Origin of the sequence: Stackebrandtia albiflava (genome assembly GCF_007994225.1) — a bacterium.
GTDB classification, from domain to species: domain Bacteria; phylum Actinomycetota; class Actinomycetes; order Mycobacteriales; family Micromonosporaceae; genus Stackebrandtia; species Stackebrandtia albiflava.
The window spans coordinates 701548-723432 of record NZ_VLLL01000006.1 but is presented as its reverse complement, the minus strand read 5'-3'; the positions used below and the strand labels follow the sequence as shown (position 1 = coordinate 723432).

17 protein-coding genes and 2 tRNA genes are annotated in these 21885 nt (G+C 68.6%); 9 read left to right on the top strand and 10 right to left on the bottom strand.

The genetic code is table 11. The features are described from left to right. Nucleotides 1-4 precede the first annotated feature (4 nt). Nucleotides 5-2245 carry an FdhF/YdeP family oxidoreductase gene (locus tag LX16_RS14215; RefSeq protein ID WP_147139009.1) on the top strand — a complete coding sequence of 747 codons (2241 nt, stop codon included), beginning with the start codon at nucleotides 5-7 and terminating at the stop codon, nucleotides 2243-2245. A 50-nt stretch (nucleotides 2246-2295) separates the two neighbouring features. On the opposite strand, the gene LX16_RS14210 is transcribed toward LX16_RS14215, so the two are convergent. Next, complete coding sequence (locus tag LX16_RS14210) at nucleotides 2296-3276, bottom strand: mechanosensitive ion channel family protein (RefSeq protein WP_147139007.1); 981 nt, start codon at nucleotides 3274-3276, stop codon at nucleotides 2296-2298. A gap of 118 nt (nucleotides 3277-3394) precedes the next feature. Next, nucleotides 3395-3973 (bottom strand): dCTP deaminase, encoded by a 579-nt coding sequence (dcd, locus tag LX16_RS14205; protein WP_147139005.1) that lies wholly within the window; start codon nucleotides 3971-3973, stop codon nucleotides 3395-3397. A gap of 98 nt (nucleotides 3974-4071) precedes the next feature. Here dcd and LX16_RS14200 point away from each other — a divergent pair. After that, nucleotides 4072-4145, top strand: a tRNA-Gly gene (locus tag LX16_RS14200). A 95-nt stretch (nucleotides 4146-4240) separates the two neighbouring features. Here the strand turns inward: LX16_RS14200 and LX16_RS14195 are convergent. Together LX16_RS14195 and LX16_RS14190 are read right to left on the bottom strand one after the other, a co-directional pair. Continuing rightward, on the bottom strand, nucleotides 4241-4921 hold the full coding sequence (locus tag LX16_RS14195) for a response regulator transcription factor (RefSeq protein ID WP_147139003.1): 681 nt from the start codon (nucleotides 4919-4921) through the stop codon (nucleotides 4241-4243). Beyond that, complete coding sequence (locus LX16_RS14190) at nucleotides 4918-6057, bottom strand: histidine kinase (RefSeq protein ID WP_147139001.1); 1140 nt, start codon at nucleotides 6055-6057, stop codon at nucleotides 4918-4920. Before LX16_RS14190 ends, LX16_RS14195 begins: the two co-directional genes overlap by 4 nt. A 177-nt stretch (nucleotides 6058-6234) precedes the next feature. On the opposite strand from LX16_RS14190, the gene LX16_RS14185 reads away from it, so the two are divergent. After that, nucleotides 6235-6459, top strand: coding sequence for a hypothetical protein (locus LX16_RS14185; RefSeq protein ID WP_147138999.1), 225 nt, complete (start codon nucleotides 6235-6237; stop codon nucleotides 6457-6459). A 268-nt stretch (nucleotides 6460-6727) separates the two neighbouring features. Here the strand turns inward: LX16_RS14185 and LX16_RS27965 are convergent, their stop codons facing one another. The 3 genes from LX16_RS27965 to LX16_RS14170 all read right to left on the bottom strand — a co-directional run bounded on the left by LX16_RS27965 (nucleotide 6728) and on the right by LX16_RS14170 (nucleotide 8308). Beyond that, complete coding sequence (locus LX16_RS27965) at nucleotides 6728-7372, bottom strand: hypothetical protein (RefSeq protein ID WP_158645600.1); 645 nt, start codon at nucleotides 7370-7372, stop codon at nucleotides 6728-6730. 76 nt (nucleotides 7373-7448) lie between these two features. Continuing rightward, nucleotides 7449-7775 (bottom strand): DUF3467 domain-containing protein, encoded by a 327-nt coding sequence (locus tag LX16_RS14175; RefSeq protein WP_147140777.1) that lies wholly within the window; start codon nucleotides 7773-7775, stop codon nucleotides 7449-7451. 53 nt (nucleotides 7776-7828) lie between these two features. Then, a complete protein-coding gene (locus LX16_RS14170; protein WP_147138996.1) occupies nucleotides 7829-8308 on the bottom strand; it encodes a GNAT family N-acetyltransferase in 480 nt (159 codons plus the stop codon). Between the two features lie 215 nt (nucleotides 8309-8523). Here LX16_RS14170 and LX16_RS14165 point away from each other — a divergent pair, with 215 nt between their 5' ends. Further along, entirely contained in the window at nucleotides 8524-9648 is a 1125-nt protein-coding gene (locus tag LX16_RS14165; protein ID WP_147138994.1) for a PP2C family protein-serine/threonine phosphatase, read from the top strand. A 202-nt stretch (nucleotides 9649-9850) separates the two neighbouring features. On the opposite strand, the gene LX16_RS26625 is transcribed toward LX16_RS14165, so the two are convergent. Further along, nucleotides 9851-9997 (bottom strand): hypothetical protein, encoded by a 147-nt coding sequence (locus LX16_RS26625; protein WP_158645599.1) that lies wholly within the window; start codon nucleotides 9995-9997, stop codon nucleotides 9851-9853. Nucleotides 9998-10393: 396 nt separating this feature from the next. Here LX16_RS26625 and LX16_RS14160 point away from each other — a divergent pair, with 396 nt between their 5' ends. Beyond that, on the top strand, nucleotides 10394-12247 hold the full coding sequence (locus tag LX16_RS14160; protein ID WP_147138992.1) for an acyl-CoA dehydrogenase: 1854 nt from the start codon (nucleotides 10394-10396) through the stop codon (nucleotides 12245-12247). Nucleotides 12248-12359: 112 nt separating this feature from the next. On the opposite strand, the gene LX16_RS14155 is transcribed toward LX16_RS14160, so the two are convergent. Further along, complete coding sequence (locus tag LX16_RS14155) at nucleotides 12360-15377, bottom strand: transglycosylase domain-containing protein (RefSeq protein ID WP_147138990.1); 3018 nt, start codon at nucleotides 15375-15377, stop codon at nucleotides 12360-12362. Further along, the gene (locus tag LX16_RS14150; protein ID WP_158645598.1) at nucleotides 15374-15823 is read right to left on the bottom strand and encodes a DUF5318 family protein; all 450 of its coding nucleotides are present in this window, start codon (nucleotides 15821-15823) and stop codon (nucleotides 15374-15376) included. Before LX16_RS14150 ends, LX16_RS14155 begins: the two co-directional genes overlap by 4 nt. 188 nt (nucleotides 15824-16011) lie before the next feature. Between LX16_RS14150 and LX16_RS14145 the strand changes: the two genes are divergently transcribed. The 4 genes from LX16_RS14145 to LX16_RS14130 all read left to right on the top strand — a co-directional run bounded on the left by LX16_RS14145 (nucleotide 16012) and on the right by LX16_RS14130 (nucleotide 21435). Next, nucleotides 16012-16653 (top strand): PadR family transcriptional regulator, encoded by a 642-nt coding sequence (locus LX16_RS14145; RefSeq protein WP_147138988.1) that lies wholly within the window; start codon nucleotides 16012-16014, stop codon nucleotides 16651-16653. A gap of 27 nt (nucleotides 16654-16680) precedes the next feature. After that, nucleotides 16681-17754, top strand: coding sequence for an inositol-3-phosphate synthase (locus tag LX16_RS14140; protein ID WP_147138986.1), 1074 nt, complete (start codon nucleotides 16681-16683; stop codon nucleotides 17752-17754). Between the two features lie 420 nt (nucleotides 17755-18174). Beyond that, nucleotides 18175-21177 (top strand): S8 family peptidase, encoded by a 3003-nt coding sequence (locus LX16_RS14135; RefSeq protein WP_211354508.1) that lies wholly within the window; start codon nucleotides 18175-18177, stop codon nucleotides 21175-21177. A gap of 167 nt (nucleotides 21178-21344) precedes the next feature. Further along, nucleotides 21345-21435 (top strand) — tRNA-Ser (locus LX16_RS14130). The last annotated feature ends 450 nt before the right edge of the window (nucleotides 21436-21885 follow it).

The following is a 21885-nucleotide window of genomic DNA, read 5'->3' as shown; positions in this document are numbered from 1 at the left end:
TCTCATGCCGCAACCCGACGAACCGGTGATCGGCCCGCCCAAGGAGTCCGCCGCCGGAATCCCCGGCATCCTCCACGGCCTACGCCACGCCCTCGGCAAACCCGGTGTCACCCGCGGCACCCGGGCCCTACTGCGCCTCAACCAGGTGGACGGCTTCGACTGCCCCGGATGCGCCTGGCCCGAACCCGCCCACCGCTCCAGCGCCGAATTCTGCGAGAACGGCGCAAAGGCGATCGCGGAGGAGGCCACCCGCCACCAGGCCGACGCCCGGTTCTTCGCCACCCACCCGATCTCCGAACTCGCCACCTGGAGCGACCACCGGCTGGGACAGGCCGGCAGGGTCAGCCGCCCCATGATCCGCCGCGCCGGCACCGACCACTACGAGGCGATCTCCTGGCCCGACGCGATCACTTTCATCGCCGACACGCTCAACGGCCTCGACCACCCCGACCAGGCCGTCTTCTACACCAGCGGACGCACCTCCAACGAGGCCGCGTTCTGCTACCAACTCCTCGCCCGCGCCTTCGGCACCAACAACCTGCCCGACTGCTCCAACTACTGCCACGAGTCCTCCGGCGTCGCCCTGTCCGAGACCATCGGCATCGGAAAGGGCTCGGTCACCCTCGACGACATCCACGACGCGTCGCTACTGGTCATCGTCGGCCAGAACCCCGGCACCAACCACCCCCGCATGCTCTCCGCACTGGAGAAGGCCAAACGCGGGGGCGCCCGCATCCTCGCCGTCAACCCGATGCCCGAACCGGGTCTGCTCAACTTCCGCAACCCACAGACCCCCAGGGGCCTCGTCGGCGGCGGCACCGACCTGGCCGACCGGTTCCTACGCATCCGCCTCGGCGGCGACCACGCCCTCTTCACCGCCATCGGCGCCCTGCTCCGCGAATGGGACGCCGTCGACCACGAGTTCGTCGACACCCACACCACCGGCTACGACCGATACGCCGACACCACCGTCGACTGGGACGTCGTCCTCAAGGCCACCGGTCTCGACCGCGACGAGATCCACGCCGCCGCACGCATGTTCGCCGACAGCGACGCCACCGTCGTGTGCTGGGCCATGGGCCTCACCCAACACACCGAGGCGGTCGCCACCATCCAGGAGATCGTCAACGTCCAACTGCTGCGCGGCATGATCGGGCGACCCGGCGCCGGCCTGTGCCCCGTCCGAGGCCACAGCAACGTCCAAGGCGACCGCACCATGGGAATCTGGGAGGTACCGCCACCCTGGATCACCGCCCTGGAAACCGAGTTCGGCATCCGGGTCCCCCGCGACCCCGGCCACCACGCCGTCGCCGCCATCGACGCCATGCGCACCGGCGCGGCACGCGTCTTCATGGGACTGGGCGGCAACTTCGCCGCCGCCAGCCCCGACACCGCCGTCACCGAGGCCGCCCTACGGCGACAGGACCTCACCGTGCACGTCTCGACCACACTGAACCGGTCACACGTCGTGCCCGGCCGAGTCTCGATCATCCTGCCCACACTCGGGCGCACCGAGATCGACCGGCAGGCCGCGGGCCCCCAGTTCGTCTCCGTCGAGGACTCGATGAGCCGCGTACACACCTCACGCGGCCGACTCGCACCCGTCTCACCGTTCCTGCTCAGCGAGGTCGCGATCATCTCCCGGCTCGGCCGGGCACTACTGGGCGACACCATCCCCTGGCGCGACTTCGAGGCCGACTACCGCGCCGTCCGGGAACGGATCGCCGCCGTCGTACCGGGATTCGCCGACTACGAACGACGACTCCGCAACGGCGGCGGAGAGGGCTTCACACTGCCGCACCCGCCACGCGACGCCCGGCGCTTCGACACCCCCGACGGCAGGGCCCGGTTCAGCGTCAACCCGGTCAACCCGCCCGTCGTCCCGGAGGGACGCCTACTGCTGCAGTCACTACGCAGCCACGACCAGTACAACACCACCGTCTACGGCCTCGACGACCGCTACCGCGGCGTCAAGGGCGGCAGGCGGGTGGTGTTCTGCAACCCCGCCGACCTGGCCGCCCTGGGAATCGCACCCGGCTCCCGCGTGGACCTGATCAGCGAGTGGACCGACGGACACGACCGCCGGGCGGAGGACTTCCAAGCGGTCTCCTACCCGATCGCCGCCGGATGCGCCGCCACCTACTTCCCCGAGGCCAACCCGCTCGTCCCGCTGGGCGCGGTCGCCAAACGGTCACACACCCCGGTGTCCAAGGCGATCGTCGTCCGGCTGGAACCACGCCCCTGAACACACGGGTGCGCCGACCGGGCGGACCCGGCCGGCGCACGGCGTTCAGATCAGCGGTCCTCGCCCGGCCGGTGACGGCCGGTGTCCCAGTCGGGACCCTCCGAGTCCCCGGTCCCGGGCATCCGGCCACGGGATCCGGCGTCCCAGTCCGGCGACTGCGAACCCGAGGACGTCCCACCCGCGCCGGTACCGGCGGAGGGCGTACCCGACGACCCGGGGACGGCGCTCGTACCCGTGGCGGTGGGGGTCCTGCCCGCCGACGAGGTCGCGCTCTCCCGGTGCGACGGCCGCGCGGCCGGCTTGGTGTCGTCGTACGCGGCGGACCGGTAACCGGGCTGCCCGAACTCGTCACCCTCCTGCTTACGGTTCTTCGACGACATGTTGCCCGCCTCCTGTTCGGCGGCACCGAGCATCCGTTCCCAGCGGTCACGCATCGGCTGGATCATGCCGCCGCCGACACCCACGACGACGACGCCGACGATCATCGCGAGTCCGGCGACCAGGATGGGCGTGGTGACGGTGGTGGCGATGCCGATCTGGTTGAGCGCGGCGATGGCGGCCACCGCGATGATCGCGACCTGGGCGGCGCGGGCGATGTACTTGCCGTAGGACATCTCCGACATCGCACCCGACACCAGGTCGTAGACGGTGTTGGCGATGGCGAAGGCCACGACCATGATCACACCGGCGATGAACAGTTGCGGCAGCCATGCCACCAACGAGTTCAGCACGTCGCTGACGGGGTTCGGCCCGAAGGCGTTGAACGCCAGGACCAGTGTGAACAGCAGGACGGCGAAGTACACGAGCATGCCCGAGAGCTGGCTCATGCTGTACTTGCCCGTGAAGCGGCGCATTCCTCCGCGTTCGGCGACCCGGTCGAGTCCGACGCGGGCCAGCAGCTTGGTGACGACTCGCCGGAGCACCTTGGCGACGATCCACCCGACGAGCAGGATGGCCAGGAAGGCCAGCGCCCGGGGCACGAATGTCACCACCGCGTCCAGCGCGTTCTGGAGACTACCGGTTATATCCATGCATCGACGCTAGAGCGTTTACCGGCTTTTACCGCCGTTTCGGCAACATTCGGTCACGGACCGACCCCGGAATGCGACGAAACCGGACAAGGTGCCCGGCGAGACCGGACGGCGACCGTCAGCCGGTGTCGCTGACCTGCCAGTTCTGCCAGGAACGCGACGGCGTGGGACCGCGTTGCCCCTGATAGCGGGAGCCGTACACGGAGGAGCCGTACGGGTGTTCGGCGGGCGAGGAGAGCTGGAAGAGGCACAACTGTCCGATCTTCATCCCCGGCCACAGCGTGATCGGCAGGTTCGCCACATTGGACAACTCGAGGGTGACGTGTCCGCTGAACCCCGGGTCGATGAACCCCGCCGTCGAGTGCGTCAGCAACCCCAACCTCCCCAAACTACTCTTGCCCTCCAAGCGCCCGGCCAGGTCGTCGGGGAGGGTGAAGACCTCCAGCGTCGACCCGAGCACGAACTCGCCCGGGTGGAGGACGAAGGGTTCACCGGAGGCGACCTCGGTGAGCGAGGTGAGCTCGTCCTGCTGCGTCGAGGGGTCGATGTGGGTGTACTTCTGGTTGTTGAAGACCCGGAACCAGCGGTCCAGACGGACATCCACACTGGAGGGTTGGATCAGGTTGGGCGCGAACGGTTCGATCCCCAGGCGACCGGCCTTGAGCTGCGCGATTATGTCACGATCCGACAACAACATGCCGCAGAGCCTACGTTCCGCCGACGTCTCCGCCGATCGAGGGGCACCCGGCCCGGTCACGCCCGCCGACCGGCGTCCGATACAGTGGAGCGGACCACGCGGGCGTGGTTCAATGGTAGAACATCAGCTTCCCAAGCTGAGGACGCGGGTTCGATTCCCGTCGCCCGCTCCAGACGACGAACGCCGAGGTCAGGGCCACATTCCCGACCTCGGCGTCGCGCTTCTCCCACCCCCTTCGATCCACCGCCGGGCGACTCCGCCGGCGGTTCACCAGTCGTGGTCGGAGAGACCTGCGTCGTGAACCAGCAACGCCACCTGCACCCGGTTGTTCAGGCCCAACGCCGCCAGCACCGCCGACACGTGCGTCTTGATGGTGGGCACGCTCAGGTGCAGGGCGGCGGCGATCTCGGCGTTCGACCTGCCGTGGCCGAGCTGGATCGCCACCTCGCGTTCCCGGTCGTTCAACCGTTCGAGCCTCGCCGCCGCCGCGCGGCGGCGCCGGGCGGTCTCGGACTCGGTGTCGGTGACCCTGGCGATGAGCCGGGTCATGACCGTGGGCGACAGTACCGGCCTGCCGTCGGCGACCCGGCGCACCGCCTCGACGAGCTCGACCGGCGGGGTGTCCTTGAGGAGGAATCCGGCGGCGCCCGCCCGCAGTGCCCGCAGCACGTGGGCGTCGGCGTCGAAGGTCGTCAGGACCAGGATCTCCGGGGGCGAGGGGTCGGCGCGCAGGGTCTCGGTGGCGGCGAGTCCGTCCATGCGGGGCATCCTGATGTCCATGAGCACCACGTCGGGGCGGCACCGGCGGGCCGTCGTGACGGCGGCCTCGCCGTCGGCGGCCTCGGCGACCACCGTCACGCCGGGGTGTCCGCCCAGGATCATGCCGAGTCCCGCCCGGGCGAGCGGGTCGTCGTCGGCGATGAGGACGGTGATCGGGTCGCCGGTCATGACGGCCAGGGTATCCGGGCGTCGAGGTGCCAACCGCCGTCGTCGGTCGGCCCGTATTCGAGTCGTCCCTCCAGAAGGGCGACGCGTTCGGTGAGGCCGACCAGGCCGCGGCCGGGCGTGCCCGGGTCGACGGCGGTGGGCGGCGCGGTGTTGCGGACCGACACGGTCAGTTCGCCGCCGGGTTCGCCGGCGACGTCGATGTCGACCTCGGCGCCGGGTGCGTGCCGGCGGGCGTTGGTGAGTCCCTCCTGGACGATCCGGTAGCCGGCGCGACCAAGCGCGTCGGGAACCGGTTCGGCGTGGTGGCGGTCGAGGCGTACGACGGAACCGGCGTCGGCGGCCTCCTCTACGAGCTCCGGGAGGTCGGCCAGGGTGGGGCCGCCGAGTTCGGTGATCGGGGCGCGCAGGACTCCGATCACCTCGCGGAGGTCCTGTAGGGCCTGGTGTGAGCTCTCTCGGATGACCCGCACGGCCCGGCGGACCTCATCGGGGCTCGCGTCCTGCCGGTATTCCAGTGCGCCCGCGTGCAGGCTCAGGATGGACAGCCGGTGCCCGAGTACGTCGTGGATCTCGCGGGCGATGGCGTCGCGGACGAGACGTTGGGCGTGTTCCATGCGTAGTCGTGTCTCCGTCTCGGCTCTGGCGGCCCGGTCCTGCAGCGACCACAGCAGTCGTCGCCGGTACTGGATGTACAGGCCCCATCCCACCGCGGCGGCCTGGACCGCGACCCCGAACACGAGGACCAGTAGCCAGGGGTCGCCGCCGGTGGGTCGCAGCAGTGACATGACGGCGGCCGTCACGATGCTCAGCCCGAACACCGTCCACGCGGTTCGTCGGCGGCGGTGTACGGCGACGGTGAACAGTGCGACGAGCATGGGCCCGGCGGCGAGTTCCGAGACGGCCGACATGAGGACCAGGGCGACCGCGATCCCGGTGGGTGCGCGGCGTCGCCACCAGATCATGACGAGGCCGGCGACGCCGCCGAGCAGGTCGGCGAGGACGAGCCAGTCGGGTGAGGGCGGGCCGGTGGATTCGAGGCGGGTCATGCCGGTGAACAGCGAGAATCCCAGCGCCCAGGTGAACAACGCCAGGTTCGCCACGGCGGCGGCGACCCGGGACCGGTTCATGGACGGCATTCGGATGAACCTACCGATCGGGGCGGGTGGATGCCGGGTGCGGCGGCGTGTCCGATACCGAAGTCGGTGGATTCGATACCTCGGTATCGGTGGGGTGCGGGCGAAGGCGACGCTCGGCGGGCGGGAATCGTCTCTCGGCCGAGGCGGTCGGGGCCGTGGCGCTCATAGCGTGGGGGTATGCGACAGATTCTGCGGTTCGTCGGGGTGGTGACGACCTTGGTGGGGCTCAGTGGGGCCGTCGATCACCTGTGGGTGCAGCCGGTGATGGGTGTGTTGAACGTGTTGAACCGGTTCGTGTTCGAGCGGGTGGAGTTCTTCGCCGGTTGGGAGTTGGCGGCCAATCTGGCGGTCGCGGCCCTGGGTGGGGTCGTGGTGGCGGCGGCGCGGAGGTCGGGGACGTGACGGCGGGGGAACGGCGGTCGCGGTGGGCCGGTTGGGCGGCGACGCTCGGTCTGTTGGTGGCGGCGCCGGTGGGTGCGGAGTATCTGTCGGCCTATGACGACTCGACGGGTGCGCCGGTCGCGTTGCTCGGCGCGTTGGCGCTGTTCGTGCCGTTGTACGGGGCGCCGGCGGTCCTGATCCGGGAGCTGGGGCGCCGGTGGGGTTGGCGGTGGCCGCAACTGTTGACGGCGGCGACCGGTTTCGGGCTGTTGCAGGCGGGGGTGATCGATCAGTCGCTGTTCAACGACTCGTATCGCGACATCGGGTACTGGGACGCGCTGGTGGGGCCGACGTATGTGGCGCCGCTGGGCCTGGGGGTGGCTCCGCTGCTGGCGTTCGTGGTCGGGCACGCGGTGTGGAGTTTCGCGGCGCCCATCGCGGTGGTGGAGGCGATCGGGCCGCGGGGGCGGTGGCTGGGTGTGCCGGGGTTGGTGCTGATGGTGGTGTTGTACGCCGGTGCGGCGATCTTGATCCGTGGCGCCACCTTCGACTCGGAGTCGGATCTGGCCTCGACCGGGGAGACCGTGGGGTTGTCGACGGTGGTGGCGGTCTTGTTCGCGGTGGCGTGGTGGACCGGGCGGCGGCCGTCGGCGGTGCGGGACTCGGTGGTGCCCTCGCCGGCGGTGTGCGGCGTGGCGGGGTTCGCGGCGGCGTCGGGTTTCCAGCTGGTGCCGACCGACTGGTGGGGGGTCGCGGTGGCGTCGGTGCTGCTCGTGGTGTTCGCCGCGGCGGCGGTGTGGTTCTCGCGTTCGCCTGGTTGGACGTTGAGGCACACGACGGCGGTGGCGGGCGCGGCCCTGGTGGCGCGGTCGGTGGTGGGTTTCCTGGCGGAGCCGTTGGGTGACGTGTCGGCGGCCGCGCAGCTGGCCCACAACGTGGTGTTCCTGGTGGCGGTGGTGTCGCTGTGGTGGTGGGCGGCGCGGTGTGCGCGGCGGCGCTCGGTCTTAGCCTCAGTCGGCCTTGGGGCGGCGGCCGGTCTCGCGTTCCCACGAGGAGAGCTGCTGTTCCAGGGCCTTCATGATCTCGAAGACCTGGGACGGCGGGATCTTGACGCGGGACACGACGCGCGCGGGGGTGTGCAGGTAGACCTCGCCGGTCTTGGAGTCCTCGGCGGGTTTGGGAGGACGGGTGATGGTGGCGAAGTCGAGGGTGAAGGTCTCGGCGTCGTGCCAGATCGCCACGAAGTTGGCGTATACGCCGGTCTCCATGTCCGAGGGCGTGTCGATCGCGATCCTGCGTTCGGGGGGACGCGGCTGGGACGGTGGCGGCGAGGGCATGGTCACGGTTCCGAGCTTAGAGGTTGCGGCGGTCGGCGGCAAACCGCGGTGGTTCAGGCGGTGTCGTGGGCGGGGACGTTCAGTGTCTTGCCGAGGTGGCGTGCGCCGGGTTCGTCGGCGTAGACGCCGAAGGGGGTGACCGGCCGGTAGCCGAGTGAGGCGTACAGGGCGAGGGCCTCGGGTTGTCCGGTGCCGGTCTCCAGGATCATGCGGGCGCGGCCGTTGCGGTGGGCGTCGGTTTCGAGGTGGGTGACCATGGCACGGGCGAGGCCGAGGCCGCGGGCGGTCTCGACGACGTAGAGGCGTTTCATCTCGGCGTCGGTGTCGCCGTGGGTGCGCCACGCCCCGGTGACGACCGGGGAGTCGTCGAGGTAGCCGACGTAGAACGCGCCGTGTGGTGGGGTGAAGTCGGCGGCACGGAGGTCGGTCGCGTCCTTGCCGCCGTAGCGGCGTACGTATTCTTGCTGGACTTGTGCGTCGAGTCGGCGCACCACCTCACTGTCGAAGGATTCCAGGCGAAATTGCGGGGTCATGGATTCAGCATGCCACCGGTACCGGTCACGGTTGTCGCGCGAGGTGGGCCGGTGGTGACGGGGGTCGCGGTACCGGTGTCGCCGGGTGGCGTGACCTGGCCGTTCGGCCAGACAAATTCCCCCGAATCGCCGGGCCGCAATCTGATGCTTATCGACCTCGCGGCAGGCATGCTGAGTGGAGATTCCATGCTCGCAGCGACCCTCAGGCAGACCCGATGACGGCTAAGACCCGTACCCCTCAACGGGTACGCGCCGACGCGCGGACCAGCGTCGGCCTGGCCGTCGTGCTCCTGGTCCTGATCGTGGTGGTGGAGTCGGCAGCGGGTGACGAGCCGCAGTTCGTGTCGTTGCTGGTGATTCCGCCGTTCATCGCGGCGACCTTCGCGCGGTGGCGTGGCGTGGCGGCGTTGGGCGTGTTGTGCCTGGTGACGGCGATCGGCCTGGTGTGTTTCACGTATCCGGGTGTGGCGGCGACGCCGATGTCGTTGTCGGTGGATCTGGCGGCGGTGTTGTTGGCGTCGATCAGTGCCGTGGTGGTGTCGATGGCGCGGCAGCGGCAGCATTCCCGGTTGACGGCGCTGTCCCGGTTGGCGTCGGTGGCGCAGCAGGCGGTGTTGCGGCCGATCGACCCGGTGGTGGGGCAGTTGAAGGTGGCGGGCCGGTACGTGTCGGCGAGCGATCACGCGGACATCGGCGGGGACCTGTACGAGGCCGTCGACACGCCGTACGGCACGCGGTTGATCATCGGTGACGTGCGCGGGAAGGGCCTGCCGGCGGTGCGGCTCGCCTCGACGGTGCTGGGGTCGTTCCGGCATGTGGCGTACGAGCGGTCGGATGTGCGGACGGTGGTGTCCGATCTGGACCGCGCGGTGTCGCGTAGTGCCGGGTACGAGGATTTCGTGACGGCGGCGTTCCTGGAGGAGCGGGGCGGCACGTTGACCATTCTGAACTGTGGTCATCCTCCGCCGTTGTTGTTGCGGCGTGGCCAGTTGGAGTTGTTGGATCCGGTGGCGGCGGCGCCGCCGCTGGGATTCATGCCGGTGGCGAAGCCGTTGACGATGCGTCTGGAGCCCGGTGACCGGTTGTTGTTGTACACGGACGGTCTGGCGGAGGCGCGTCGGGACGGGGTGTTCTTCCCGTTGTCGGAGCGGGCGTGGGGGTTGTTGGGGCACGGTTCCATCGCCGACGCGTTGGCGTCGTTGGAGAGTGCGTTGCGGTCGTGGGTGGGTGGCCCGCTGGGTGACGACATCGCGTTGATGTTGTTGGAGTACATCGGGCCGGACGACGACAAGGCCACGAGTTGGCACGCCGACGAGGATTCGAACGGCTGGCGGGACTGAGCCCCCCGGTGGGGCGGGTGGGCGGGTGCCCCGGCCTGTCTCTGGATCGTGGCGGGTCGGCCCGTGCGGCGGGTCGCGGTATCGATGGGACCCGTAGGGGCGGCCGCCGGGTGTCCGCGGTGCCGGGTGGGCGCCGGTGGTCGGGGCCGCCCCTGTCGTACCCCGCCCCCTCGGCGGGTCGTCTTCGGCGTGGTCGCCGGGTTCAGCGTTTGTCGCGGCCGACGGCGCCGAGTAGCTGGGCCACGGTGTCGATGCCTTCGACGTCGCCGAAGTAGCGGGGGACCGCGCGGTGCCTCCCGATGTAGTTCCTGCGGGTCCACGGCCAGTTCGCGAAAAGCTTCATCAACATGGCTCAGTCCTCCCGGCCGACGCCACAATTGCGCTTTACTCAGTATTCGATGGTCGTCGCGTGGTGGTCACCCGCGCCGGGGGGCTCGGGGACGGCCACGCCCGACGGGGACGGGCGGGCGGTGTGTCCGGTGATGCGGAGTCGAGCCGGACGGTGGCTCGTGTGGCGGGGGCGGCGGATTCGGCCGCGTCACCACGCAGCACGGTCGCCTCCGCCGACCCCTTCCCCGTCGCAGTGAACAACGAAACAGGTCGATACATGGTGACGGCCGGTAAGTGTCGGCTAGCTGACACTCTTTCGCGGGCGGGGTGCGTGGGAGTGCCGATTCGGCGGCCCGGCTTGCCGAAGTTACCCGCTGGTAATACCCTAGGGTTACTGAGCAGTAGGAGGCGGGACATGACCCACTACAAGAGCAACCTGCGAGACCTCGAATTCAACCTCTTCGAGGTGTTCGACACCGGCCGGACCATGGGGACCGGGCTGTACGAGGACATCGACGCCGACACCGCGCGCGACATCCTCCGAGAGGTCGCCCGCATCGCCGAGCAGGACCTCGCAGCGCCGTTCGCCGACGCCGACCGCAACCCGCCGGTGTTCGACCCCGCGACCAACAGCGTGACGCTGCCCGAGTCGTTCAAGAAGGCGTACCGCACCATGATGGACGCGGAGTACTGGCGCCTCGACATCTCCCCCGAGCTGGGCGGCAGCTACGCCCCCCGCACCCTGTGGTGGGCGTTCGCCGACCTGGTACTGGGCGCGAACCCGGCGTTGTGGATGTACGCGGCGGGCCCGAGCTTCGCCAACACCCTCCAGGCCGAGGGCACCCCGGAGCAGCAGGAGTGGGCCAGGCTGTTCGTCGAGAAGCAGTGGGGCGCCACCATGGTCCTCACCGAGCCCGACGCCGGTTCCGACGTGGGCGCCGGCCGCACCAAGGCGTACCTCCAGGAGGACGGCTCCTGGCACCTCGAAGGGGTCAAACGGTTCATCACCTCCGGTGAACACGACCTCTCCGACAACATCATCCACTACGTGCTCGCCCGTCCCGTCGGTGTCGACGGCGTGGGCGGCCCCGGCACCAAGGGCCTGAGCCTGTTCATCGTGCCGAAGTACCACTTCGACGCCGAGACCGGCGAACTCGGCGAACGCAACGGCGTCTACGCCACCGGCGTGGAACACAAGATGGGCCTCAAGGTCTCCACCACCTGCGAGATGACCTTCGGCGAGAAGCAGCCCGCCAAGGGCTGGCTCATGGGCGAGAAGCACGAGGGCATCCGCCAGATGTTCCTCATCATCGAGTACGCCCGCATGATGGTCGGCACCAAGGCCATCGCGACCCTCTCCACCGGCTACCTCAACGCCCTGGAATACGCCAAGACCCGCGTGCAGGGCGCCGACCTGCTCCAGTCCACCGACAAGACGGCGCCGCGGGTCACCATCACGCACCACCCCGATGTCCGCCGCTCGCTGCTGCTGCAGAAGTCCTACGCGGAGGGCCTGCGCGCGCTGGTCTGCTACACCGCCGCCTGGCAGGACCGGGCGCGCATCGCCGAGGCCGGCGGGGACGCCGACGCCGCGAAGCTCGCCCACCGGGTCAACGACCTCCTGCTGCCCGTCATCAAGGGCTGCGGCTCCGAACGGGCGTACGACCTGCTCAGCTCCGAGTCGTTGCAGACCTTCGGCGGCTCCGGCTTCCTGCAGGACTACCCGATCGAGCAGTACGTCCGCGACTCGAAGATCGACTCGCTGTACGAGGGCACCACCGCCATCCAGAGCCTCGACCTGGTGTTCCGCAAGATCGTCCGGGACGGCGGCGTCGCGCTCGGCACCGTGGCCGGCGAGATCGGCGGCTTCCTCGCCGCCGACGGCCCCGAGGAGCTCAAGAACGTCCGCGCGTCACTGGGCGAGGCACTGGAGAACACCCAGGCCATGCTCGGTTCGCTGGGCACCGCGATGGGCGCCTCCCAGCAGGGCGAGCCCCGCGAGCTGTACAAGGTCGGGCTGCACTCCCGCCGGCTGCTGCTGGCGATGGGCGACGTGGTCATCGGCTGGCTGCTCGGCCGCCAGGCCGAGGTGGCGCTCGGCAAGCTCGGCGAATCCGGCGTGAGCGACGCCGACCGGGCGTTCTACACCGGCAAGGTGGCCGCCGCGAAGTTCTTCGCCTCCGAGGTGCTGCCGAGACTGCACTCCGACCGCAAGATCGTCGAGTCGGCCGACCTGACCGCCATGGACGTCCCGGAGGAGGCGTTCTGATCCGGTCCGTGACCTGACACGTTGAAGGGCTCCACCGGATCGGTGGAGCCCTTCAACGTGTGTGACTCGGGTTCGTGTCCGTGGCCCGGCGGATGGCCGGGCCACGGAACCGTCAGATCAATCGAGACCTTCCGGCCGGCAGGGCGTAGGGACGCGCCGTGGTGGCCGTCGCCGCCAACCGGTCCGAACCGACGCGGCTCTCGTTCCGGTTGTCACCGGGGCTGCCCTCACCGTTCTCCGTGCAGTCCGGGTCCATCGGGAAGAACGGGTTGCACGACTGGTCGGGCTGGCACTCCGGGAACTCGGGGTCGCAGACCTGGTCCTGGTTGCAGTCCGGGTACTCGGGACTGCCCGGCTGGCATTGACCGCTCGCGGGTGGGTTGCCGTCGTCGTTGCCGCCGTCACCGCCGTCCTCGCCGCCGTCCTCGCAGTCCTCGCGGTTGCCGGGACGGTCGCACTTGTCGTCCTTCTTCTCCTCCTCCTTGGCGTTGCCGGCGTTCTTGTCACCGACGTTGGCCGGAGGATCGAACTCCTTGACCTCGTTGTAGCCCTCGATCTGGGTGGCGGCGGTCATGTACTTGTGCCACACGGATCCGGAGATGGTGGAGCCGTAGGCGGGGGCGTCCCACGTCTCCGCCACGACGCCGTTCTCGTCCGCCTTATCGCCGACCCAGACCGCCGCCGACAGCTCCTTGGTGAACCCGGCGTACCAGATCGCCGAGTTCTGGTCACAGGCCGGGTTGTCGGGGCAGTAACGTTCCCAGGTGCCGGTCTTGCCGGCGATGGGCTGGCCGTTGATCCGACCGTCGGAGCCCGACATGGCGCCGGGCCAGATGGTGGAGCTCACGTGGATCGCGTCCCGGGCGACGTCGTTGGTGACCGCCTCGCGCACCTCGATGGCGCCCTCCTCCTCGTCGGAGTAGACGACGTCGCCGTCCTTGTTCTTGATCTCCTTGATGAAGTGCGGCTCGTGGTAGACCCCGCCGGCCGCCAACGTGGCGTTGGCCACCGCCATGTCGAAGACCGACACCGGGAACTGGCCGAAGCCGATCTCGTTGTCGACCACGGCGCGCTGGTTCGCCGGGTCCATCAACAACTCCTCGACCTCGGGGTCCCACAGGTCCACGAGTTGAGGGTTGCCATCGGCGTCCGGCGTCACGACCTTGTTGATGCCCATGTTGCGGGCGGTCAACATGACGTTTCCGGCACCCACCTGGTTGGTGATGGCGTAGATCGGCGTGTTGAGCGACTGCCGCATGGTGTCTTTCAGGGAGATGCGGGGTTCGCTCTGGTTTCCGGAGTTGACCACGGCCTTGTCGCCCTCGCGAAGGCCGGGGAACTCCTGCGGTGAGGTGCCGTCCCACATCGAATCCATCGAGATCCCCTTGGAGAGCGCCGTGATCAAGGTGAACTCTTTGAAGGACGAGCCGGGCGGGTGCATGCTGTCGTACCCGGCCTTGTCGACGCCCGTGCCGTCGGTGGTGCCGCCGAAGTAGGCCACCACCCGGCCGGTGGCCGGATCGATGGACACCAGCGCCGCCCGCAGATTCTCCTTCTGCTCCGACATGTAGCTGCCGTCCTTCTGGCTGGCGACGTCCACCGCCGCCTGCTGCGCCGCGGGGTCGATCGTCGTGGTGATCGTGTATCCCTTGGTCAACAGGTCCTGCTCGGTGAGGCCGGCCTTCTCCTGGGCCTCGGCCAGCACGTAGCCGTGGGACACGAAACCGGTGTCCTCGTCGGCGCCCTCACTGGCCGACACCGAGGTGGTCTCGGCGGTCTCGGGAAGACCGTCATCGATGTACTGCTTGTGCTGCTCCGGAGTGAGCTTCTTCATCTTGAGCATCGAGTTGAGGAAGTACTCCCAGCGACCCTCGGCGTTGTCGTAGGCCTCTTCGTCGGTCAGCCCACACACGTCACAGGGGTTGCGGGGGTCGAGCGAGCCGTCGGGGGACTTCACCTGGGCGAAGATCAGCGAGGCCTCGGAGGCGGTCAGGTCCTCCAGCTTCTTGTCCGGCCCGTACCAGGCCTCGATGGCCGCGCCGAGCCCGTAGGCGCCGCGGCCCATGTACACCAGGTTCAGGTAGAACTCGATGATCTCTTCTTTTTTATACTCGTCGTCCATCTTCATGGCCATGACCGCTTCGTTGGCCTTGTCGAAGTAGCCGACGTCGCCGGTGATCTTCATGACCTGCCCGACGTACTGCTGGGTGAGCGTGGAGGCGCCCTGCCGGTCGCCGCCGGTGACGTTGTTCCACAACGCCCGCATCACGCCCCAGAAGTCCACTCCGGAGTGGTCGAAGAACTTCTGGTCCTCGCCCGCGACCAGCGCCCAGATGACCTCGTCGGGCACGTCCTCGTACTTGACCTCGGTGCGGTTGCCCGCCTCGGTGCCGTAACTGCCCATCTCGGAACCGTCGGCGAACAGGATCGTGGTGTTCTGGTCGAGGTGTTCCTCGATGACGTCCTTGGGCAACTCGACACTCTGGAAGAACAGCGAACCGACCACGGTGACCATGCCCAGCAGCACCACCGAGACGCAGCCGAACGCGATCAGCCGCCGGCGGCGGCGCTTCTTCTTCTTGGTCTTGGCCAGCGCCGCCTGCTCCTCCTCGGAGAGGGCGCCGCCGCGTTTGCCGCCGACCCTGGCGGTGCCGCGCGCCCGGCCGGGGCCGGTGGAGTCGCCGCCGGGGACCCTGGCGCGGCCGGTGGTCTTGGGTTCGTCGTCGTGCGGCGAGTAACCGCCGCCGGATGTGGGGACGCTCGCGCTGCCGCGTACCGGCTCGTCGCCGTATCCGCCGGTGCGGGGTGAGTCGTCGTAGCCGCCGGAGCGCGCCGAACCGTAGGAGTCCGCGCGGCCGGTGCCGTAGTCGTCGTGGCCGGAGCCGTATCCACCGGAGTGGCCCGACCCGTAGGAGTCGCGTCCGTAGTCGTCACCGGAGCCCGAGCCGTAGGAGTCACGGCCGTAGGCGTCACCGGAACCGTAACCGGAAGATCCGTATCCGGACGACCGGTGGCCGTGGTCTCCGCCCTGGGGACCGCGGCCGTGCGAATCGCTACGGCCGCCGTCGTTTCCCGGCCACCCGTAGTCGTCGGGGTCACGTCCGTAGCCCCGAGATCCGTAGTCACTCATGGTTGTTTGGTACCCGTCCGTCCGGGTCGAGGCGTGCCGTGTGAGGCGAGCGGGGTGGTGCCCGCCGTGACCGGTGGAGTGGGGTAGTCCCGGCCGAGGCCGAACCGCCTTACCAGGTGGTTCCAGCTACATCCACGACACACTTCGACGACGTATACGTCTATGTGGCGATAGCCCTTGGCGAGCTTCGCCAGTTCGGCTCGACTGCGCGCCTGCCCCGCGGAGGCGCGCAGTTCCTCACCGAAAATATAGTGCACCAGCCACAGATGCTCCCGTCGGCAGATCGGGCAGCGTCTCGTCGTGGCCTCACCGTGATATCGACTGGCGCTGATCAGATACGGCGAGGCGTCACACACCTCGTGCGTACCGACCCTGCCGGAGTAGACGTCGCGCAGCAGCATGCGCCGCTGTAGCGAGTAATCCACGTCCGCCGATATCGATTGCACTCCGCCAGGGTACTTGGCACCGCTAGGAAGCGGCTTCTCCGCGCCCGGCTTGTCCGTTATATCCACGTGCCCGCGGCCAATCCCGTCTCATCGGTTGATTTTCCCCGGGACGAATGACACCCCGTGCCGCCATGCGCTAAGGTTCGATGTATCGGTTCGATACATCGACCACGCGAAAGGAAGGGTGAGTGCTGGAACTGGCGGTGCTCGGCTTGTTGCACGAGTCACCGATGCACGGCTATGAACTGCGAAAACGCCTGACCACCCTACTCGGTGCGTTCCGTGCCGCGTTCAGTTACGGATCGCTGTATCCGACACTGCGCCGGCTCCGGGACGCCGGGTGGATCACCCAGGACGCACCGGACGACACCGAGACGGCTCCGCCGATGACCGGCAAACGCGGCAAGATCTCCTACCGGCTCACACCGGAGGGCAAGGAGCGATTCACCGAACTGCTCACCACGACCGGACCCGAGACATACGAGGACACCGGTTTCGGCGTGCACTTCGCCTTCTTCTCCCGCTGTGAACCCGCGGTCCGCCTGCGGATCCTGGAGGGCCGCCGCCGCCGCATCGAGGAGCGCAGAGAACGCCTCCGCGAGACCGTCCACCGGGCCACAGAGCGCCTGGACGCGTACTCACAGGAGTTGCAACGCCACGGCCTGGAGGCCGCCGAGCGGGAGGTGCGCTGGCTCAACGAGCTCATCGCCTCCGAACAGGCGGGACGGCCGCCCTCGGTGTCGTACGGCGACACCGAGGAAACCACCGGGACGGAGAACCCCGGTGACGACACCGCGCCGCCACCGCGGCACGGGCAGGACAGTCAGTGATCACTACATATATAGGAGGCATGCGCGATGGGTAACATCCGCGTCGCCATCGTCGGTGTCGGAAACTGCGCCTCGTCGCTCGTGCAGGGCGTCGAGTACTACCGCGACGCCGAGGCGTCCGATCGGGTACCCGGGCTGATGCATGTGCAGTTCGGCGACTATCACGTCAAGGACATCGAGTTCGTCGCCGCCTTCGACGTGGACGCCAAGAAGGTCGGACGGGACCTGTCCGAGGCGCTGACCGCCAGCGAGAACAACACCATCCAGTTCTGCGAGGTGCCGCCCACCGGTGTGTCGGTGCAGCGGGGCCCGACGCTGGACGGTCTCGGCCAGTACTACACCGAGATGGTCGAGGAGGCCGACGAGCAGCCGGTGGACGTGGCGCAGACGCTGCGCGACGCCGAGGTGGACGTCGTGATCTGCTACCTGCCGGTCGGTTCCGAACAGGCCGCGAAGTTCTACGCCCAGGCCGCGATCGACGCCGGTTGCGCCTTCGTGAACGCCCTGCCCGTGTTCATCGCCTCCGACCCGGAATGGGCCGCCAAGTTCACCGAGGCCGGGCTTCCCATCGTCGGCGACGACATCAAGTCGCAGGTCGGCGCGACGATCGTCCACCGTGGCCTCGCGAAGCTGTTCGAGGACCGTGGTGTGGAGCTGCTGCGCACGTACCAGCTCAACTTCGGCGGCAACATGGACTTCATGAACATGCTGGAGCGATCCCGGCTGGTGTCGAAGAAGATCTCCAAGACCCAGTCGGTGACCTCGCAGATCCCGCACGAGATGCAGGGCAGCGACGTGCACATCGGACCGTCCGACCACGTGCCGTGGCTGACCGACCGCAAGTGGGCCTATATCCGCCTGGAGGGCCGCTCGTTCGGCGACACGCCGCTCAACGCGGAGCTCAAGCTGGAGGTGTGGGACTCCCCGAACTCCGCCGGCGTCATCATCGACGCGCTCCGCGCCGCCAAGGTCGCGCTCGACCGCAAGCTGGCCGGGCCGGTGCTGTCGGCGTCGAGCTACTTCATGAAGTCTCCGCCGGAGCAGTACAGCGACCACGACGCCCACCAGGCCGTCGAGGACTTCATCGCCGGAAAGAACTAGAAGCGTTCCGACGCGGTTCACTGAATAAAGGGCGTGACTGATCCGTCCGCGTGACGGCGGGTGCGGATCCGCATTCGGTCGCGGCGCCGCCACGGTTCACCCGTGGCGGCGCCGCCGTTTTCCGGACGGACTCCACAATCGCTCTCCTATGGACCGAAAGTCGGGCCGCGCGCCCGATTCGCGGCATATCGGCGCAGTACAACACGGATACGCAAGGTCATGATCATCGAATCAGGTGACAATGCGTGACGGGTGAACACAATGGAGATCACGGGGAGGTATCAACTCCACCCCGAATGTCTATCGATTCGCGTCCCGATGCCCCGGCACTCTCACCTAAAGTGATTTTTTCCTCTACGATTCCCGCCACATGCGCTGACCCGTGCGCATGTGTCCATGGGAGGCATGGAGGTCCCCAAAGTGAATCTGAGACACCTCGGGCGGCGACGCTCGACGGTACTGGCGGTGGCCACGGCGACGGCGACGGTCGCCGCGTTGGCCACCACCGGGAACCTGGTGTGGGCTGAGGACGCCGATCTCGGCGTCGACGAGTTCACCGCCGGAAAGTACATCGTGCAGGTGGCCGGTGAGCCCGTGGCCAGCTACGACGGTGGCGTCTCCGGCTTCGACGCCACCGCGTCCCCGGAGGGCGAACGGCTCGACGCCGACTCCGCCGACGCCGAGCGCTACCGCGACTACCTGGCCGAGCTGCGCGCCGACGTGCTCGACCAGGTGCCCGGCGCGGACACCCTCTTCGAATACGACACCGTCCTCAACGGCTTCGCCGTCGAGCTGACGGCCGCCGAGGCCAAGCAGATGTCCACGGCCGACGGTGTACTCCGCATGTGGCACAACGAGACACTGCGCCTCGACACCAGCAACACGCCCGACTTCCTCGGTCTGACCGGTGAAGGCGGCGTGTGGCAGAACCAGTTCGGCGGCTCCGAGACGGCCGGTGAGGGCGTCATCGTCGGCGTCATCGACACCGGCTTCTGGCCCGAGAACCCCTCGTTCGCGCCGCTGCCCGAGCCCCGGCCCGACCAGGAGATCATCGACGTCAAGTGGAACGGCGTCTGTGACGAGGGCAACGCCGGCCCGGACGGCAACATCACCTGCAACAACAAGGTCATCGGCGCCCGCTACTACAACTACGGCGACGCCCCGACCGACGAGGGTGAATTCAACTCGCCGCGCGACTTCGGTGGCCACGGCAGCCACACCGCCTCCACGGCGGCCGGCAACTACGGAGTCGACACCGGCAAGTACGGCGAGATCTCGGGCATGGCCCCGGCCGCCCGCCTCGCCATCTACAAGGTCTGCTGGGAGACCGGCGGCGGCTGCGCCACCGCCAGCTCCGTGGCCGCGATCGAGGACGCCGTGAACGACGGCGTCGACGTGCTCAACTTCTCGATCTCGGGCAGCACCACGCACATCGTGGACCCGGTGCACCTGGCGTTCTTCAACGCCGCGGCCGCCGGCGTGTTCGTCGCCAACTCCGCCGGCAACAGCGGACCCGGCGCCAGCACGGTCGCGCACAACACCCCCTGGATCACCACCGTCGCGGCCAGCACCCACGACCGCGACTTCACCGCCGACCTGACCCTGGGCGACGGCTCGACCTTCACCGGTTCCGGCCGTAGCCTGGAGCCGTTGGCCTCCACCGCCGCCGTCCTGTCGGACGACGTCGGAGCGGAGGGCGCCAACCCGACCGCCGTCTCGCAGTGCCACATCGGCTCGCTCGACCCGGCCCTCGCCGAGGGCAAGATCGTCGCGTGTGCGCGCGGAAGCGTCGCGTTGGTCGACAAGAGTGCCGCGGTCGCCGAGGCCGGCGGCGTCGGCATGATCCTGTACAACGTCGCGGGCGGTGCCGAGACCACCCTGGCCATCGACCACTCGGTCCCGACCATCCACGTCGGCATCGAGGCCGGTGAAGCCGTGACCTCGTACCTGTCCGCCGGCGACGGCACCGCGTCCTTCGCGGCGGCCGAGCAGATCGTGGCCAAGGCCCCGGTCATGTCGGACTTCTCCTCCACCGGTCCGGCGCTGGCCGGCGGCGGCGACCTCCTGAAGCCGGACATCACGGCTCCGGGTGTCGACGTGATCGCGGCCGTCGCGCCTCCGGGCAACGGCGGTCAGGACTTCGCGTCCTACCAGGGCACGTCGATGTCCAGCCCGCACATCGCGGGCCTGGGCGCGCTGCTGAAGGCCACCAACCCCGAGTGGTCGCCCTCGGCGATCCGCTCGGCGATGATGACCACCGCCAGCCAGACCGACAACGAGGGCGACCCGATCACCCGTCACACCGGTGCCGAGGCCACGCCGTTCAGCTACGGTGCCGGCCACGTGGTTCCGGGCGACATGTTCGACCCGGGCCTGGTGTACGACTCGGGACCGGACGAGTGGCTGCAGTACGGCTGCGCCATCGGCCAGTTCCAGCTCATCGGGTACTCGGACCTCTGCGACGCCTACCCGGCCATCGACCCCTCCGACCTGAACTACCCGTCGGTGGCGATCGGTGACCTCGCGGGCACCCAGAAGGTGACCAGGACCGTGACCAACGTGTCCGACAAGACCAGCACCTACTTCCCGATCATCGAGGCGCCCGAGGGCGTCAAGGTGACCGTGAACAAGAAGTCGCTGACTCTGCGTCCGGGCAAGAGCGCCACGTTCACCCTGACCATCACCCGCACCGACGCCTCGTTCAACGAGTACGTGTTCGGTTCGCTGACCTGGAAGGACTTCTACGGTCACGAGGTGCGCAGCCCGATCGCCGTGCAGCCGGTCGCGCTGGCGGTCGACTCGGAGGTCACCGGTGAGGGCACCGACGGCGACCTGTCGCTGGACGGCGTCGCCGGCTACACCGGAAACCTGAACACCTCGGTCGCGGGACTGGCCGCCGGAGAGGTCGACGAGTTCACCCTGTCGAACCCGACCGGTGAGTCCTTCGACACCGAGAACCCGGCCGAGAACGATCACGTCAAGGCGATCGAGGTCACGGTTCCCGAGGACGCCACACTGTCGCGGTTCTCGACCTTCCAGTCGGACTACGGCGCCAACATGGACCTCGACCTGTTCTTCTACCAGAAGGTCGGCGAGGACATGTACTACCTGGGCTCCTCGGCCGCAGGCGGCTCCGACGAGTCCGGGACCCTGCCGGGTGGCGCCACGTACGTCGTCTACGTGGACTACTTCGGCGGCGGCGCGCAGACCGAGGACATCAAGTTCCACCACTGGATCGTCGGTGGTGACGAGGGCAACCTCGTGACCGACCCGGCGAACCAGAAGGTGTCCACCGGTAAGAAGTTCAGCGCCGGCGTGTCGTGGTCGGGCCTGACGGCGGGGGTGCGTTACCTCGGCGTCGTGCTCTACATCGACGACCAGGGCAACGTCCTGAACACCACCACGGTGAACGTCAACGCCTGACACACCGCACTTCCCGGCCGCCCCCGCGATCTCCGTGATCGCGGGGGCGGCCTCGTTTCCACGGCGTCACGGCCCCCCGCGAACCGACCCGTCCAGGGGTGATATCCGGCGTGCAGCCCGCCCCCGGCACCCGCTATGCTGTTCCGCATTGACCGTGCGCGGTCAATGGAGGATTCGCCTAGTCCGGTCTATGGCGCCCGCCTGCTAAGCGGGTTTGCGGTTAATCCCGCATCGAGGGTTCAAATCCCTCATCCTCCGCAACGAAGTGCAGGAGGATCTGCTGCACCGCCTCCGCAACGCAGTGGAGGAGGATCTGAAATACGGCCTCCGCCAATCCGGCCCCGACCAGCTCCAACGCTGGAACCGGGGCCGTTGTCATGTCAAGCCTCGTCGGCCCTCCATGACCGGTCCTGACCGCTGTTAGTGGCACAGAAGGGGCACGGCCGTGAGGGCGCGTCGGCATCGCGCAGAGAGGCCCGCTGTCGGAACGCAGCCTCCCGCCCGGTCCTGATCCCTCCCGCCGCTGCGGAACCACGACCGCGGAACCCGAACCGCAGCCCATCCGGCGCACCGCGCCGGCTCGGACCTCCGACACGCAGCGTGATCTTATCGATTCCCGGCCGGGAACCGGCGTGATCTCGCGGGCTCACGCAACCGTTGGCGCACCGCGAAACGGAATTCCTCCCGTGGTTCCGATACTCACCCCGG